Genomic DNA, 15,571 nt, shown 5'->3' on the forward strand with positions numbered 1-15,571 from the left:
GGACATGGCGAGCCATGGCGCGGCGTCTTCATCCAGCCAGGCTGGGGCTTACGCCGGACGCAGCAGGGCGCGCTTCCTGATCGTTTTCATGCTGTTCCTCGTCACGACCGTCAACTATGCCGACCGCGCGACGATTTCGATCACCGGTTCCGCGATTCAAAAGGCGATGCACATTTCGCCGGTCGAGATGGGCTACATCTTTTCGTCGTTCGCATGGGCGTACGTGATCGCGCAGATTCCGGGCGGCTGGCTGCTCGATCGCTTCGGCACCAAACGCGTGTACGCGTGCAGCATTTTCTTCTGGTCGATTCTCACCGCAGTCGAGGGCTTCGTGGCCGCGCTGCCCGTCGGCATGGCCGTGACGACGCTCTTTGTGATGCGCTTTTTCGTCGGCGCGGCGGAAGCGCCGGCGTTTCCGGGCAATGCGCGCCTGACCGCCACGTGGTTCCCGACGGCCGAGCGCGGCACGGCGTCGGCCATCTTCAACTCGGCGCAGTATTTCGCCGCCGTGCTGTTCTCGCCGATCATGGGCTGGCTCACGCACTCGTACGGCTGGCCCTCGGTGTTCTTCGCGATGGGCGCGCTGGGCATGCTCATCACCGTCTTGTGGCTGAAGACCATTTACGCGCCGCGCCAGCATCCCATGGCGAACGACGCCGAAGTGCGCTTCATCGCGGATAACGGCGCGATGATCGACCTCGAAGACAAGCAGCTCGCCAAAGAACGCCGCGCGGCCCAGATGCATTCGAAGGACAAAAGCACGCACGGCCGCGAAGTGTTCGCGCAACTGCTGAAGAGCCGCATGATGCTCGGCGTGTTCATTGCACAGTACTGCATCACGACGCTCACCTATTTCTTCCTGACGTGGTTTCCGATCTACCTCGTGCAGGAACGGCACATGTCGATTCTGAAGGCGGGTTTCGTCGCGTCGATTCCGGCGATTGCCGGCTTTCTCGGCGGCGTGCTCGGCGGCGTCGTGTCGGACCGTTTGATGAAGCATGGCTTTTCGACGTCCACCGCGCGCAAGGTGCCGATCGTGGTCGGCCTGCTGCTGTCCACCTGCATGATCGCGTGCAATTACGTCGAGGCTCAGTGGCTCGTGGTCGGCATCATGGCTGCGGCGTTTTTCGGCAAGGGCATCGGCGCGCTCGGCTGGGCCGTGGTTTCCGATACCGCGCCGAAAGAGGCGAGCGGCCTGTGCGCGGCGCTTTTCAACACGTTCGGCAACACGGCGGGCATCACGACGCCGATCGTCATCGGCTATCTCGTGCAGGGCACGGGTTCGTTCGCGGCGGCACTCGTGTTCGTCAGCGCAAATGCGTTGATCGCGATTGTGTGCTACTTGTTCGTGGTTGGAAAAATCGAGCGTTTCGAGCTTAAGAAGAGCGCTGCGTAAGCGCGTTTTATCGATGCCGTTCCGGCGCGCCTCGCGCCGGAACCTCAACCCCGCGCGAGCTGTCAATACAACATCGCCCTTATTATTGGGGGGTGCGAAATGACTGCCATGCAACCGGGGGCAGCGCCCCTTTCCGACGAAGACGCCCGGCGCCAGCTGCGCCGCGCCGTCATCGCCAGCACGGTCGGCACCACGATCGAATGGTACGACTTCTTCCTCTACAGCACCGTCACGGGGCTGGTCTTCGCCAAGCTGTACTTTCCGCAATCCGATCCGCTTGTCGGCACGCTTCAGGCCTTTCTCATCTACGCGGTCGGCTTTATCGCGCGGCCGGTCGGCGCGGCTATTTTCGGCCACTACGGCGATCGCATCGGACGCAAGGCCACGCTGATCGTCACGCTTCTGCTGATGGGGCTCGCTACGTTTGCCGTCGCGTTTGTTCCGACCTATGCGTCCATCGGCATCTGGGGCGCGGTGCTGCTCACGCTGCTGCGCTTTATTCAGGGCGTGGGTGTCGGCGGCGAGTGGGGCGGCTCCGTGCTGATGTCGATGGAATGGGCCCGCACCAATTCGCACCGCGGCTTCGTCGCGTCGTGGCCGCAGTTCGGCGTGCCGGCGGGCCTGTTCCTCGCGAACCTCGCGGTGCTGGCCATGAGCGAGATGTCCGGCAGCGCGTTTTTAACGTGGGGCTGGCGGGTGCCGTTTTTTCTGAGCATCGTGCTTGTCGCGATTGGCCTGTATATCCGTCTGAATATTCTTGAGACGCCGATTTTCGCCAAACTCCTCGCGGAGCGCAGGATCGAGAAGACGCCGATGCTGGAAGTATTGCGCCGTCAGCCGAAGGACATTCTTCTGTCGGCTTTCGCGCGCATGGCCGAACAGGCGCCGTTTTATATCTACACGGCCTTCGTGTTCACGTATGGCGTGACGACCCTGGGAGTGTCGCGCAATCTGCTGCTGACGGCGGTGCTGGCCGCCTCCGTGCTGGAATTCGTCACGATTCCGCTGTTCGGGCATGTGTCCGATCTGATCGGACGGCGGCGCATGTACGTGATCGGCGCTGCGGTGGTCGGCGTGTTCGGCTTCCTCTATTTCGCTCTCGTCGACACGCGCAATCCGGCGTGGATTTTCGCGGCCATCGTGCTCTCGCTCGTGCCGCACGCGATGATGTACGGACCGCAAGCCGCATTGATCGCCGAATCGTTCACGGGGCGGCTGCGATACAGCGGCGCGTCGCTCGGCTATCAACTGGCGTCGGTGATCGCCGGCGGTCCCGCGCCGCTGATCGCGACCGCGCTGTTCGCTTACTATCACTCGGGTTATGCCATTGCCTTCTACGTGCTCGCGTGCGCGGTGCTCAGCGTCATCGCCGCGTCCCGGCTTGGCGACTACACGAACAAGGACATTTCGCGGGAATACGACGACCCGCGCTCGATGAGCGATAGCGGACACGGTCATCGGCACGCGTGAGCGCTGTTGGATTCGATGCGGCGCCATGCGCGCCGCATCGGGCCATTGTGGCCTGCTCGCGCGCCTCCCGGCGCTCCTGACGGCTGTGAGATCATGCGAGTCCTGCTCCGGATAGCGTTCTCACATGCCAGCCTCCGCGTCCACTCACGCCAGTTCGCTTTCACTTGGCAGCATCGGCAGCATTCTTGCGTCGATGTTCTGCTTTGCAGTGGTCGATGCGTTGGCCAAAACGGTTTCGCTGCAATATCCGGCGAACGAGGTGACATTTTTTCGCATGCTGTTCGGCCTCGTTCCGGCGTTCCTGCTGTGTTGCCGGGGAAGCCGGCCCTTGTCCGACCGGCTGCGCAATCTCGATGTCAAAGGGCAGACAGCGCGTGCGCTCGCGTTGCTCGGCGCGTCGGCGCTGTTTTTCGCCGGTTTGCCTTATGTGCCGCTGAGCGAGGCGGTCGCGCTGGCGTATTCGGAGACGCTGATCGTCATCCTGCTCGCCCCGCTGATGCTCGACGAGCGCTTGACTTCGCGCGGCGCGGGCGCGGCGATCGTCGGCTTTCTCGGTGTGCTGCTCGTCGTGCGGCCGGGCGGCGCGCAATCCAGCTGGCTCGGTCCGGCGATCCTGATGGGCAGCGCATTCTGCGGCGCGGTGTCGATCGTGCAGATCAAACGCATTCGCGCGACCGACGACTCCGCCACGACCGTGCTCTTTTTCACGGCGATGGGCGCGGTCATCATGGGATGCACGCTGTTCTTCAACTGGCGCGCGCCGTCCGGGGATGCGCTGCTGGTGATGGCCGCCCTCGGCGTCTTCGCGACTGCCGGCCAGGTGCTGATGACAGCTGCCTTTCGTCGCGCCGATGCCGGTGCGCTCGCGCCGTACAACTACACGAGCATTGTCTGGGCTGCATTGTTCGGCTATCTGCTATGGGGCGAAACGCTGGAGCTGCTGTCGGTTGCCGGAATATTGATGATCGTGGCCAGCGCGATCGCGGTCGCCGTGCGCCGCAAAGCACCCGAAGGTCCGCTCGCGTGACGCGATAGCCGGCGTGCAGCAGCGCGCTTTATGTCGCGTGGTGGCATGTGGTGGCATGTGGTGGCGCGTGGTGGCGAGTCGTCGCGCGTGGAGAGCCCCGTGGCGAGAACCGCGCGCCGCTTACCGGACGTCCGCGTTGACGTCTGCGGCTTCTCGCTGAGGACGCCGAACCGCGCGCACTTTTCCGCTATTGCCCCCGCCGCAAAAAAACTGTCCGCTGCCGTCCGCTTCGAGTCCCGACACGGTCACGCCAGGTGGCATGTCCAGGCTCTCCAGCACGTCGCCGGTATGCGGCTCGACGTGCCTCAATTCGCTCGCGTCGTCTTCCCAGGTGCCGTGCCACAGTTCTCCGTCGACCCACGTGACGCCCGTGACGAAACGGTTCGACTGGATCGATGCGAGCACCGCGCCTGTGTCGGGATCGACCTGATGGATCTTGCGCTCGCGATACTCGCCGACCCACAGCGAACCTTCCGCCCACGCGAGCCCCGAAGCACCGGTGCCTCCCGGCGCGGGAATGCTGGCGAGCACGCGGCCCGTTGCGGGATCGAGCTTCTGGATACGTCCTTCGGCGATCTGAAAAATATGCTCGCCGTCGAAGGCCGTGCCCGCATCGGCGGCGACCTCGACCGTGTGCAGCGTCTCGCCGCTCGCGGGATCGAATGCGTTGAGCGTCTTGCCGGTTGCGATCCAGACCTGCTGGCCGTCGTACGTGACGCCGGCCACTTGCTGGACGCCCGGAAAGGGACCGTATTCGCGGATGATGGTGGCGTTTGATCGATTCATGCTGGCATCCTAATTGAGCGTGAGCGGCGTGGGGAGTAACAACGTTGTCGCGAATCCGGACGCGGGCGGGGCCATCCAGCGGCGCGCCCGGCCCCGGCCGAACGACTGCGCCTTGCCCGCTGCCGCGAGGGAATCGAGCGTGCGTTGCACCGTGCGCTGGCTCGCGCCGAGCGCCAGCGCGAGCGCCGAACTCGACCACGACTCGCCGTCGGCGAGAAGGGCGAGCATGGCCGCGTGCGTTTCATCGACAGGCCGCGCGAGCACCACGACCTCGCGCGCGTCGCAGGGCGCCAACGCGAAGCCGCGCCGCGTCGCGCTCACATCGGCCAATGCGCCAAGCAAGCTGCGAAGCCGTCCGATCTCGACGCGCAAGCGCGCGCGATGCGATTCGTCCGCGTGTCTCGTGCGGAATGCGTGGGCGATCAACGTGTCGCGCGGCACATCGGCGGGCCACGCTTGCGCGAGCCTGTACGCGAGGGTGAACAACACCGGCCGTTTCGCGAGCGGAACAAGCGTGTGCGCCTGCTGGACGACATGGCGGCACGCGTCCACCACGAACGCTTTCGACGCCAATAGCGCTTCCACTTCATCGAGCAGCAACAGCCGCTCTTCGCCGTTCGCGATCCGGCGCGCGGCGGGCAGCTTCAACGTATGCGACGCGCTTTCCACTTCGGCGATCAGCGCGGGAATGCGCGCTTCGTGCGCCGCGTACTTCGCGCGGGCGAATGCATCGCGGGCCTTGTCGGTCTGCAGGCGTCGCAACGCGGCGGCCGCCACGACCAGCGCGTGCGCGGCCCGCAAAGCGGGCGGCAAAGGCGCGGGATCGAGCGCGGCCAGAGTGCGTTCGGCTTCGTCGATCAGGCCAATCAGCAGAAGCCGTCGAACCTCGAGATAGCCCGCGTGCGCGGCGTTGGCGCGGTCGCCAAAGGCTTCGAGCGTGGCGCGCGCGGCGCCGAGCGCTTTGGTGGGCCACGCCAGATCGCGCGAGGCGAGCGCGATCTCGGCCTCGGCGACGACACACCTCGCACGGGCCACCGCGTCTTTCGCACCGAAGGCGCGCGCCGCGCTTCGCACGAGCGCCTTCGCACGGATGAAATCGCCGAGCTGCGCCATGGCGATGCCGCGCAGCGCGAGTGCGGGCGCGTCGTCGCGCAACGCAACGCGTTTCAGTGCGCCAAGCGGATCACCGGCGGCGAGCGCCTGCGCCGCGGCGTGGATAAGCGGGTCCATGGTCATTGAAATCGCGCCACACTTGTCACTCTCACCGTCGGAAAGTCCGGCACTAATCTAGCACGACCGCTAACCAGTCCGTCGTATCGAAACCGACCGAACGACGGGCGAAACCGAACGGAGAGAACCATGACCACGACACATGCGACCGGTACACGCGAGCAATGGCTCGACGCGCGCCTCGATCTGCTCAACGCGGAAAAAGAATTCACCCGACGCGGTGACGAACTGGCGCGGCGGCGCCAGGCATTGCCGTGGGTTCGCGTCGACAAGTCGTACCGATTCGAGACCGGACAAGGCAGCGCGTCGCTCGCCGATCTGTTCAGGGGACGCTCGCAGCTTCTCGTCTATCACTTCATGTTCGGGCCGGACTACAAGGCGGGATGCCCGTCGTGCTCGTCGATCGCGGACGGTTTCGACGGCTTCGCCATTCACCTCGCCCATCACGACGTGTCGCTGACGGCGGTGTCGCGCGCGCCGTACGCGAAGCTGCGCGACTACCAGCGGCGCATGGGCTGGACGTTTCCGTGGGCGTCGTCGGCGGGCAGCGACTTCAACTTCGACTTCAACATCTCGTTCACGGAGGAACAGCAGCGCGAGGGCACCGTCGACTACAACTATCAGCGCGGACGTCACGCCATGGACGCCGTGCCCGCGCCGGAACCCGTCGCGCAATTCGCCGCGACGTGCGGCACGGACGCGTCCACGTACGCGCGCGACCGGCCTGGACTGAGCGCGTTCGTGATCGAGGACGGCGTGGTCTATCACACGTATTCCGCCTATGCGCGCGGACTCGACGGTTTGTGGGGCATGTACCAGTGGCTCGACCGCGCGCCGAAAGGGCGCAACGAGACGGGCGTCTGGTGGCGTCGCCATGACGAGTACGAGCTGGGCTGAGGCGCGTCGTGGATGTCGCTCACACGAGCGCGCGCGCCGAGCCGGCGAGACGTGGACGTGGACGTGGACGTGGACGTGGACGTGGACGTGGACGTGAGCGTGGACCCGGACGCGGCGCGCGAGTGCCTTCGCGCGCGCTGTTCTACGGCGTCTGCGGCTTGCTGGTTGCCGGCGGCGCGGCGGCGACCGTCGCTGCGTGCGCGTCCATGTCCACGATGCACGGCATGCCCATGCCCGGCGGCTGGACCCTGTCGATGATCTGGATGCCGCTGTGCGGACAGACGTGGGCGCGCGTCGCGGCGTCGTTCGTCGGCATGTGGACCGCGATGATGATCGCGATGATGCTGCCGTCGCTCGCGCCCGTGTTGTGGCGCTATCGCGAGGCGCTCGGCAGTGCCGGGCGGAAGCGCGCGATGTCGTTCACGTTGCTGGCCGGCTTGGGCTATTTCGCGGTATGGACCGCATGGGGCGCGGCGGTTTTCGTAACGAGCGCGGCGCTGGCCGCGCTCGACATGCGGATGCCCGCGCTCGCGCGCGCCGTTCCGCTGATGTCAGGCGTGGTCGTGCTGATCGCCGGCGCGTTGCAGTTCACCGCGTGGAAGGCGCATTATCTCGACTGCTGCCGACAAGCGCCCGGACATGGCCATGTATTGCCGTCGAGTGCTGGCGCTGCATTGCGCCACGGCTTGCGCCTCGCCGTGCATTGCAGTTGCTGCTGCGCCGGCTTGACCGCGTTTCTCGTCGTAACCGGAGTGATGGATCTGGTTGCCATGACGGCGGTCACGGCGGCGCTGACGCTCGAACGTTTTGCTTCGCGCGGCGAGCGCGTTGCGCGAGGCATCGGCTGGGTTGTCGGCGGCGCGGGGTTGTTTATGATTGCGCGAGCCGCATCGCTCATTTGAAACTGCTGCTGCACAGCGAACCCCACTCAATCAGGCTCGACACATGATTCGATATATCGCTCTTTTGCGCGCCGTGAATGTCGGAGGCACCGGCAAGCTTTCCATGGCCGAATTGCGCGCGATGTGCGAGTCCGTTGGTTTCACTCACGTGCGCACGTATATCGCGAGCGGCAATGTCGTGTTCGACAGCAAGCTGGCCGAGGCTTCTGTGAAGCACAAGCTCGAACAATGTCTCGAAGCGTATGCGGGCAAGCCGGTCGGCGTCGCGGTGCGAACGGGCGCGCAACTCGCCGACGTGCTGGCGGCGAATCCGTTCAAATCTGCCGCGCCAAACCGCACTGTCGCCATTTTTCTCGACGCACTGCCGCCAGCCGACGCGCTCGCTCACGCAAGCGGCCAGCGCGAAGAAGAAATGGCGCTCGGCACGCGCGAAATCTATGTGCACTACAACGACGGAATGGCGGATTCGAAACTCAGAATTCCCGCCGCGAAAACCGGCACCGCTCGCAACATGAATACGGTGGCGAAACTCGTCGAAATGGCGAAGGAATAGAGCGCGCGTCTTTGCGTTTTTTCATTCGCATCGGGTTAACCTTGATGAAGCGCGAGACAATCGCGCTTTGTCTTTTATGCGCCCAACAATCGGGAATGACGGCGAAAAGCGCTCGCTGGGCATAAATAACCGCTTGACTAATGTTTACGTAATAATTAGCTGATACGCTGCTTCATTTCTCATTCACCATTAAAAATGCGTAGGTCATGGCTTTTAGCGAACCAAGGTCTCCATTTTTCACGTGGATTGTCTCTTCGGTCCAGAACCTGAGCGCCGAGAACCGGCAGATACTGCTTGCCAATCTCTTCACGCGCACAGCTTCAATCGTGTTCGCGTCGATCTGCGAAATCAGCGTCTGCGTCACCGCTTACTATCTTCACCCCACCTTACTATATGCAACGTGGACGAGCGCCGTCGTCGCGTTATTGATGGTGCGTCTCGGGCTGATCGGGCTGTGCCGCCGGCGCAGCGACCGCGATTTGCCCACACCCACGTCCGCCTTCGTGCTGGCGAGCATCCTGTGGAGCGCGCTGTTCGGCTTCGGCAGTCTCTTGTGCAATATCAGCGGAGACCCGACGCTTTTTCTGCTGGGCAATGTGTGCGCGGTCGGTGTGGTCGGCGGCCTCGCGGGACGCAATGCGGCCACGCCGCGGCTCGTGCTGCTACAGATCATTTTCATTCTCGGGCTGCTTGGCGTCGGCGCGGCGTTGTCGCCCGGTTCCGGCAAACTCGTGCTGCTGTTTCAGGCGCCCTTCTGCGCGGCCGGTTTTCTGACGGTTGCGCTGCGCAGCAATCGCGATACCGTCGCGCTGCTGCTCGCGCGCGAAAACAGTCAGCGCCTCGCGCATCACGACAGTCTCACGGGCTTGCCGAACCGGGCGCGCATCAACGAATTGCTGCTGGAACGCACGCCCGCCGGAGCGCTGCATCGCGACGGACTGTTCGCCGTTCTGCTGATCGACCTGGACGGCTTCAAGGCGATCAACGACAGTTTGGGCCACGCGGCGGGCGATCAGATTCTCCAGGAAGCCGCGAATCGTTTGCGTGAAGTTCTGCCCGATACCGACATCGTCGGGCGCCTGGCCGGCGATGAATTCGTGGTCATTTCAGAAGCGCCCGAGCCGTCTCGCGATGTGCGCCTGCTCGCGGACAGCATCGTCAAAACGCTCGCGCGGCCGTTCGTGTCGAGCGAGGCACTCGTGCACATCGGCGCGAGTGTGGGCGTCGCGCTGTATCCGGAGCACGCGTCGACCGGACCGCAATTGCTGATTTGCGCCGACCGCGCGCTCTATGCGGTCAAGCGCAGCGGAAAAAGCGCCTACGCGATTTTCGATGCCCAGCAGCATGTCTCCGACGAAAGCCTGAGCCTCTTGCGCAGCGATCTGGAAGGCGCGCTGCGCTCGTTCAGCGGATTGCGCATGGAGTATCAGCCGATTGTCGATCTGACGAGCGGCGCCGTGACGGGCCGCGAAGCGCTGATTCGCTGGACGCATCCCACGCGCGGCGAGCTTTCGCCGTCCGCGTTCATTCCCACGGCGGAACGAACCGGCCTCATTCTCGCGTTGGGCGAGTGGGCGCTTTTGCAGTCCTGCAAGGAAGCGGCCATGTGGCGCGACAAGGTGTCGGTTGCGGTCAACGTGTCGCCGGTGCAATTGCGCGAGGAGACGTTTGCGTCGATTGTCGCCGGCGTGCTGCGCAAGACGCGGCTGCCGCCCGCGCGCCTCAATATCGAAGTGACCGAAACGGTGCTGCTGAACGACGACGTCGTGACGCGGCGCAATATCACGCGGCTGCGCGCGTTGGGCATCGGCCTCGCGCTCGACGATTTCGGCACCGGCTTCTCGACCATGTCGACGCTCGTGCGCTTCACCTTCGACAAGCTGAAAATCGACAGCTCGTTCGTCAAGGAATCCGTGCATCGGCGGGAATCGGCGGCGGTCGTGCGCGGGATCGTCGCGCTGGCGCGGGAAATCGGCATGCCGACCACGGCGGAGGGCATCGAGACGCAGGAGCAACTGGATTTCGTGCGGCGCTCGGGCTGCACGCACGCACAGGGCTTTTTACTCGGCAGGCCGGTGAAAGGCTGCGAGATTGCGCGCATCGACGAAAAACTGCCCGCTCAATCCGCGAATCAGACGTGAGCCGGCTCCGGCCGGGTGTGGCGCTCGCGGCTTTCAGCGCTCAAGCGCCGCACCAATTCACCGCGCCAATTCGCCGTTCATTGCCGGCAGCGAGGTACATATGGACTCGACGTTGAAATTCCAGTTGCGGCTCAGCGTCTCTCTGGAACTGGCGAAAGCGCTGCGCGCCGATTCGTCCGGCGCGGCGCTGCCCGCGCTGCGGGACATTCTGCGTCGGCATGACGCGACCGTGAACTGTCAGTACGACGCTTTCGCGGACTATGTGCGCGAAGCCGAGCGCCTCGGCACGCAAAACTATCCGCTTTATCAATGGACGCGCGACACGCTCGACAACCCGGAAAAGCAGGCAAAGTACCTGCAATGGTTCACGGTCTATGTGCGAGGCGATCAGATCTACGACCGGCACATCGCCGATGTCATGGAGACCGAACTAATCGGAATAGCCGGCGATAGCGGCATTGAGCGCGTTTCGAAATTCGACACGAATCCCGCGAATAGTCCGCAGCCGCCAAAGCGTTAGCCAGTCGCCGTTTTCATTCAACTGTCACTGTTTCGCGACTAGGATCACGGGTCAAAAGCCGCCAGTCCTCCTACTCACAAACACAGACATGTCGAACACAAAAAACGCTAAGGCTTCGCCAGCCGATCAGGGCGCTTCCATCGTTTCGCGTCGCGGGTTTCTGAAGTTCGCGGGCGCATCGAGTCTCGCGACCGCCGCGAGCACGTTGTCGGCGGCGCGCGCCGCGGGCAGTACGCCCGACGGCACGCCCGAGCAGGTCCATCTGACCTGGGGCAACGATCCATCGAGCGAGGTCACGGTGTCATGGGCATCGCTCGCGGCCGCCACGAAGCCGCACTTGCGCATCGGCCGCGTGGGCGACGCCAAACGGATCGCGCACGGCGTGCAGACCACCTACACCGACGGCCTGAACGGCGAGGTCGTGTTCAACTATCACGCGCGTCTGCGCGATCTCAAGCCGGACACGAACTACGCATACGAAGTCACCGCCGATAACGACAGCAACGCGGCGCAGCCCTTCAGCGGCGGTTTTCGCACGGCGCCGCGAGGCCGTGCGCCGTTTCGCTGGACGAGCTACGGCGACCTCGCCACGCCGAATACGGGCTGGATGCTGTCGTCGCCGCAAAGCCGCTTCGCGGTGCAGGCCGTCGAGCGCTTTCAACCGCTGTTCCACTTGCTCAACGGCGATCTGTGCTACGCCAATCTGAACCCGACGCAGCAGCCGGAAGTGTGGCGGGACTTCGGCAACAACTGCCAGACCTCGGCGGCGAATCGTCCGTGGATGCCGTGTCCCGGCAATCACGAGCTGGAATTCCATAACGGCGAGCAAGGGCTCGCGTCGTATCTGTCGCGCTACACGCTGCCGGAGAATCACACGCGTTTTCAGGGGCGCTGGTACAGCTTCCGCGTGAGTTCGGTGCTGTTCGTTTCGCTCGATGCCGACGACGTCGTCTATCAGGATGCCGCCGCGTTCGTCGCCGGCCCGAATCCGCTCGTGCCGGCCGCGAGCACGGGCAATCCGCCGATCCAGCCGGGCACGTCGCTCTATGTGCGCGGCTACAGCGGCGGCGAGCAAACGCGCTGGCTCGAAAAGACGCTGCGCCACGCGGCCGAAGACGACGACATCGACTGGATCGTCGTGCAGATGCATCAGGACGCGCTGAGTTCGTCGAAGACCGGCAACGGTTCGGACAAAGGCATCCGCGAAGCCTGGCTGCCGCTGTTCGACCGCTATGGTGTGGACCTCGTGCTGTGCGGCCACGATCACGACTACGAGCGCAGCTACCCCGTGCGCGGCTGCAATCACAACAAGGGCACCGACATCGCGACGGGTCATCCCGTGGATACCTTGCAGCCGAAGCCGGTCATGTCCGCGATTTCGGCGGGCGCGTCGACGTTCGACACGAGCCACGGCACGATCCACCTGATTCTCGGCGGCGGCGGCACGAGCGCGCCGCTCGACGTGTATGGCGTCGATGCCGGCACCGGACTGCCGCAAGCGCGCATCTTCACGCGGCCTAACCGCCCGGTGCCGGGCACGACGGCGGGCACCTTCGTGCGCGCGAGCGCCGATGCCGTGGAAGACGCGATCTGGTCGGCGCAACGCGACACGGGCACCGGTTACGGCATCGCCGTGTTCGATCACGATCCGGGACACCCCGGCGGCGAGACCACGATCACGATGAACTACTACCATGCGCCGGGCGCGGATCAGACGCCGACCATGAACTACGAACTGTTCGAAACGATCGAGTTGAAAAAGAAGCGCGGGCGTTAAAGCGCGTGGGGCAGCACAAGGTAAAAATGACGGCGCCGCATATTTGTTACACGTCTTACCGGTACGTGGCGCGGCCGTTACAGAGGCCTTTCATCTGGCCGGTTATACTCGGCGCCGTCTCATAAAAACCAGCGACCTTTATGTCCAGAAAAATCCTTCAGATTGTGGCTATTGCAGCGCTCACGAGCGCGGCGTCGGTGTCGGCGATGGCCGGCGATTTGAACAACGCGCTCGGCGGCGCGCTTGGCGGCGTGGCAGGCGCGGCGGTTGGCGGCGCGGTCGGCGGCAGCACGGGTGCTGTGATCGGCGGCGCGGTGGGCGGTGGCGCGGGCGGCGCGGTGACGTCGAACCGTCGCGAGCGCACGGGCGCGATTATCGGCGGCGCACTGGGCGGCGGCGCGGGCACGGCGGCCGGCAATGCGATGGGCGGCCGCGGCGGCGGCCTCGTCGGCGCGGCGCTGGGCGGCGGCGCGGGCTCGGCGCTCGGCGGCAATATCTCGCGCTCGAACTCCTACGCGGACGACTACTCGCGCGGTTATCGTTCGGGCCGGCACCACCACAAGCATCGCCGCTACGACGATTGAGTCGCGCGCCGCGTTGCAGCCCGCGAAGGCCGGGAGTGCGCCGTACGAGCGGCGCTCTCTCCGGGCAATCGACACGCGGTTTTTTTAACTGACGTGCTTCAGAAAGTCCTTCAAACGCGGCGTGGGCGGGTTGTCGATCAGCGCGCCCGGCTCGCCGTCTTGCGCGATGCCGCCGTTGTCCATGAACAACAGGCGCGTCCCCACGCGTTTCGCAAAACCAATCTCGTGCGTGACGACGATCATCGTCATGCCCTCTGTCGCGAGATCCTGCATCACCTTTAGCACTTCATGACGAAGCTCCGGATCGAGCGCTGAAGTCGGCTCGTCGAAGAGCATCAGCTTCGGCCTGATGGCCAATGCGCGTGCAATCGCCACGCGCTGCTGCTGGCCGCCGGACAACTCGGACGGATAGTGATTCGCGCGCGATTCGAGCCCGACCTTGTCGAGCAGCGCCATCGCCTGATCGCGCGCTTGCGCACGCGATGCGCCGCGCACCTGAATCGGGCCGAACATCACGTTTTCCAGCGCGGTCATCTGCGGGAACAGGTTGAACTGCTGAAACACCATGCCCGCTTCCAGGCGAATGGCGCGGATGTCGGACGCATTGCCCTTCACGCTCAGGCCGTCCACGAGCAGTTCGCCGCCGCTGATTTTTTCGAGCGCGTTGATGCAGCGAAGCATGGTCGACTTGCCCGAGCCCGACGGCCCGACCACCACCACGACTTCCGAACTCTCGATACGAAGATTGATGTCTTTGAGCACCGGCAAATGGCCAAAGCTCTTGGAGACGCCGTGAAATTCGACCATGCTCATAGAATTCGCATCCTTCTTTCAACGAGACGCAGCGACAGTGTCATCACGCCGGTCAATATCAGATAAATGACCGCGACGGCGGACCAGATTTCCACCGCGCGAAAATTCCCGGCGATGATTTCCTGACCTTTGCGCGTCAGTTCCCCGACGCCGATCACGATAAACAGCGACGTGTCTTTCAGACTGACGATGCATTGATTGCCCAATGGCGGAATCAACCGGCGAAACGCGAGCGGGCCGATGATTTTCATCAGCACGCGCGGCGTCGAGAGTCCCATGGCAAGGCCAGCTTCCATCAAGCCCTTGGGGATCGACAGCAAGGCGCCGCGCACTACTTCGGCGAGATAGGCGCCCGAATTCACCGTGATGGCGATGATCGCGGCCGTCAGTCCGTCGATTCGCAAATGCGCGAGCAAGGGCAGCGCGAAGTAGAGAAACATCACCTGAACCACGATGGGCGTGCCGCGAATCAGCTCCACGTAGACCTGCGCGATCACATTCAGCACAAGCGGACCATACGCGCGGCACATGCCGGCCACCACGCCGACGATAAACCCGCCGACCAGTCCCACGAAGGCGATGAAAATAGTCAGCTTCACGCCGGTTATCAGGTCTGGAAGCGCAGTCCAGATAACTGTCCAATCGAATTCCACGAACCGCTCCTTATGGGTGCGTCTGCCGCGCGGCGGCACGTGCCGCGCGCGAGGTCAGAACGATTACGACTTCGGCGGCTCGGAGCCGAACCACTTCTTGTACAGCGTCGCGTAGCGGCCGTCGGCTTTGATCTTCGCCAGTTCGGCGTTGACCTTGGCGACGAGCGGACTGCCTTTCGGGAAGCCGATGCCGTATTTGTCGCCGCTCACCGGCGTGCCCGCGACCTTCACCTTGCCTTTGCCGGCGGTGCTCACGAAATAGAGCACGTTGGGCGTGTCGTGCATCGCCGCATCGACGCGGCCCGCTTCCAGCGCCAGATACGCCTGGTCGATATTCGGGAACTGGCGGATTTCCTTCGGCTTCAGGTGCGCCTTGATCCAGTCGATGGTGGCCGTGCCCGTCTTCGCGGCGATCACCTTGCCGTTCAGATCGTCGATTGATCTGATGCTCGTGTTCTCGCTCTGCACCATCGCGGCGAGGCCGCTGTCGTAATACGGATCGGAGAAGTCGATCGCTTTCTTGCGCTCCTCCTTGATCGTCATGCCGGACAGCGCGACGTCGATGTTCTGCGTCTGCAACGCGGGAATCAGGCCACTGAAGTCCATCGGCTGAACCTTGTATTTCCAGCCCTGATCTTTCGCGATTTCTGCCCACAGGTCGAGGTCGAAGCCGACGTACTTGTCGCCCTGCTTGAATTCGAACGGCATGAACGACGTGTCCGTGCCGACCACAAGTTCTTTGGTGTCCGCGCGGGCGACCGCCGAGCCGAGCAGGGCGGCCGCAACGAGGGACATGAGGAAGACGCGACGTACCATGATTTT

Annotated in this window: 15 protein-coding genes; 10 read left to right on the forward strand and 5 right to left on the reverse strand. The window is 64.1% G+C overall.

The window, feature by feature from the left end; genetic code table 11:
* Positions 1–4: 4 nt before the first annotated feature.
* The 3 genes from VOM14_RS00905 to VOM14_RS00915 all read left to right on the forward strand — a co-directional run bounded on the left by VOM14_RS00905 (position 5) and on the right by VOM14_RS00915 (position 3,893).
* A complete protein-coding gene (locus tag VOM14_RS00905; protein WP_442955512.1) occupies positions 5–1,396 on the forward strand; it encodes an MFS transporter in 1,392 nt (463 codons plus the stop codon).
* Positions 1,397–1,495: 99 nt separating this feature from the next.
* Complete coding sequence (locus VOM14_RS00910) at positions 1,496–2,866, forward strand: MFS transporter (protein ID WP_327626781.1); 1,371 nt, start codon at positions 1,496–1,498, stop codon at positions 2,864–2,866.
* Positions 2,867–2,990: 124 nt separating this feature from the next.
* On the forward strand, positions 2,991–3,893 hold the full coding sequence (locus VOM14_RS00915; RefSeq protein WP_327626782.1) for a DMT family transporter: 903 nt from the start codon (positions 2,991–2,993) through the stop codon (positions 3,891–3,893).
* A 120-nt stretch (positions 3,894–4,013) separates the two neighbouring features.
* Here VOM14_RS00915 and VOM14_RS00920 read toward each other — a convergent pair whose 3' ends face one another.
* Positions 4,014–4,679, reverse strand: a complete 666-nt coding sequence (locus VOM14_RS00920; protein ID WP_327626783.1) for a glutamine cyclotransferase — start codon at positions 4,677–4,679, stop codon at positions 4,014–4,016.
* Between the two features lie 9 nt (positions 4,680–4,688).
* Positions 4,689–5,909: a helix-turn-helix domain-containing protein gene (locus tag VOM14_RS00925; RefSeq protein ID WP_327627390.1), complete on the reverse strand. Its 1,221-nt coding sequence runs from the start codon at positions 5,907–5,909 to the stop codon at positions 4,689–4,691.
* A gap of 129 nt (positions 5,910–6,038) precedes the next feature.
* On the opposite strand from VOM14_RS00925, the gene VOM14_RS00930 reads away from it, so the two are divergent.
* The 7 genes from VOM14_RS00930 to VOM14_RS00960 all read left to right on the forward strand — a co-directional run bounded on the left by VOM14_RS00930 (position 6,039) and on the right by VOM14_RS00960 (position 13,283).
* On the forward strand, positions 6,039–6,806 hold the full coding sequence (locus VOM14_RS00930) for a DUF899 domain-containing protein (protein WP_327626784.1): 768 nt from the start codon (positions 6,039–6,041) through the stop codon (positions 6,804–6,806).
* Between the two features lie 122 nt (positions 6,807–6,928).
* Complete coding sequence (locus VOM14_RS00935) at positions 6,929–7,708, forward strand: DUF2182 domain-containing protein (RefSeq protein WP_327626785.1); 780 nt, start codon at positions 6,929–6,931, stop codon at positions 7,706–7,708.
* Between the two features lie 43 nt (positions 7,709–7,751).
* Positions 7,752–8,261 (forward strand): DUF1697 domain-containing protein, encoded by a 510-nt coding sequence (locus tag VOM14_RS00940; RefSeq protein WP_327626786.1) that lies wholly within the window; start codon positions 7,752–7,754, stop codon positions 8,259–8,261.
* Positions 8,262–8,467: 206 nt separating this feature from the next.
* Positions 8,468–10,402, forward strand: coding sequence for a putative bifunctional diguanylate cyclase/phosphodiesterase (locus tag VOM14_RS00945; protein ID WP_327626787.1), 1,935 nt, complete (start codon positions 8,468–8,470; stop codon positions 10,400–10,402).
* Positions 10,403–10,502: 100 nt separating this feature from the next.
* Positions 10,503–10,922, forward strand: coding sequence for a hypothetical protein (locus VOM14_RS00950; protein ID WP_327626788.1), 420 nt, complete (start codon positions 10,503–10,505; stop codon positions 10,920–10,922).
* A gap of 88 nt (positions 10,923–11,010) precedes the next feature.
* On the forward strand, positions 11,011–12,699 hold the full coding sequence (locus tag VOM14_RS00955; protein WP_327626789.1) for a purple acid phosphatase family protein: 1,689 nt from the start codon (positions 11,011–11,013) through the stop codon (positions 12,697–12,699).
* Positions 12,700–12,839: 140 nt separating this feature from the next.
* Positions 12,840–13,283, forward strand: a complete 444-nt coding sequence (locus VOM14_RS00960) for a hypothetical protein (RefSeq protein ID WP_327626790.1) — start codon at positions 12,840–12,842, stop codon at positions 13,281–13,283.
* An 84-nt stretch (positions 13,284–13,367) separates the two neighbouring features.
* Here the strand turns inward: VOM14_RS00960 and glnQ are convergent, their stop codons facing one another.
* The 3 genes from glnQ to glnH all read right to left on the reverse strand — a co-directional run bounded on the left by glnQ (position 13,368) and on the right by glnH (position 15,565).
* On the reverse strand, positions 13,368–14,096 hold the full coding sequence (gene glnQ / locus VOM14_RS00965; RefSeq protein WP_327626791.1) for a glutamine ABC transporter ATP-binding protein GlnQ: 729 nt from the start codon (positions 14,094–14,096) through the stop codon (positions 13,368–13,370).
* Positions 14,093–14,749, reverse strand: a complete 657-nt coding sequence (glnP, locus tag VOM14_RS00970) for a glutamine ABC transporter permease GlnP (protein ID WP_327626792.1) — start codon at positions 14,747–14,749, stop codon at positions 14,093–14,095. Before glnP ends, glnQ begins: the two co-directional genes overlap by 4 nt.
* A 63-nt stretch (positions 14,750–14,812) precedes the next feature.
* Complete coding sequence (glnH, locus tag VOM14_RS00975; RefSeq protein ID WP_327626793.1) at positions 14,813–15,565, reverse strand: glutamine ABC transporter substrate-binding protein GlnH; 753 nt, start codon at positions 15,563–15,565, stop codon at positions 14,813–14,815.
* Between the last annotated feature and the right edge of the window lie 6 nt (positions 15,566–15,571).

It is taken from the genome of Paraburkholderia sp. MPAMCS5, from assembly GCF_036016995.1.
Lineage (GTDB): Bacteria > Pseudomonadota > Gammaproteobacteria > Burkholderiales > Burkholderiaceae > Paraburkholderia.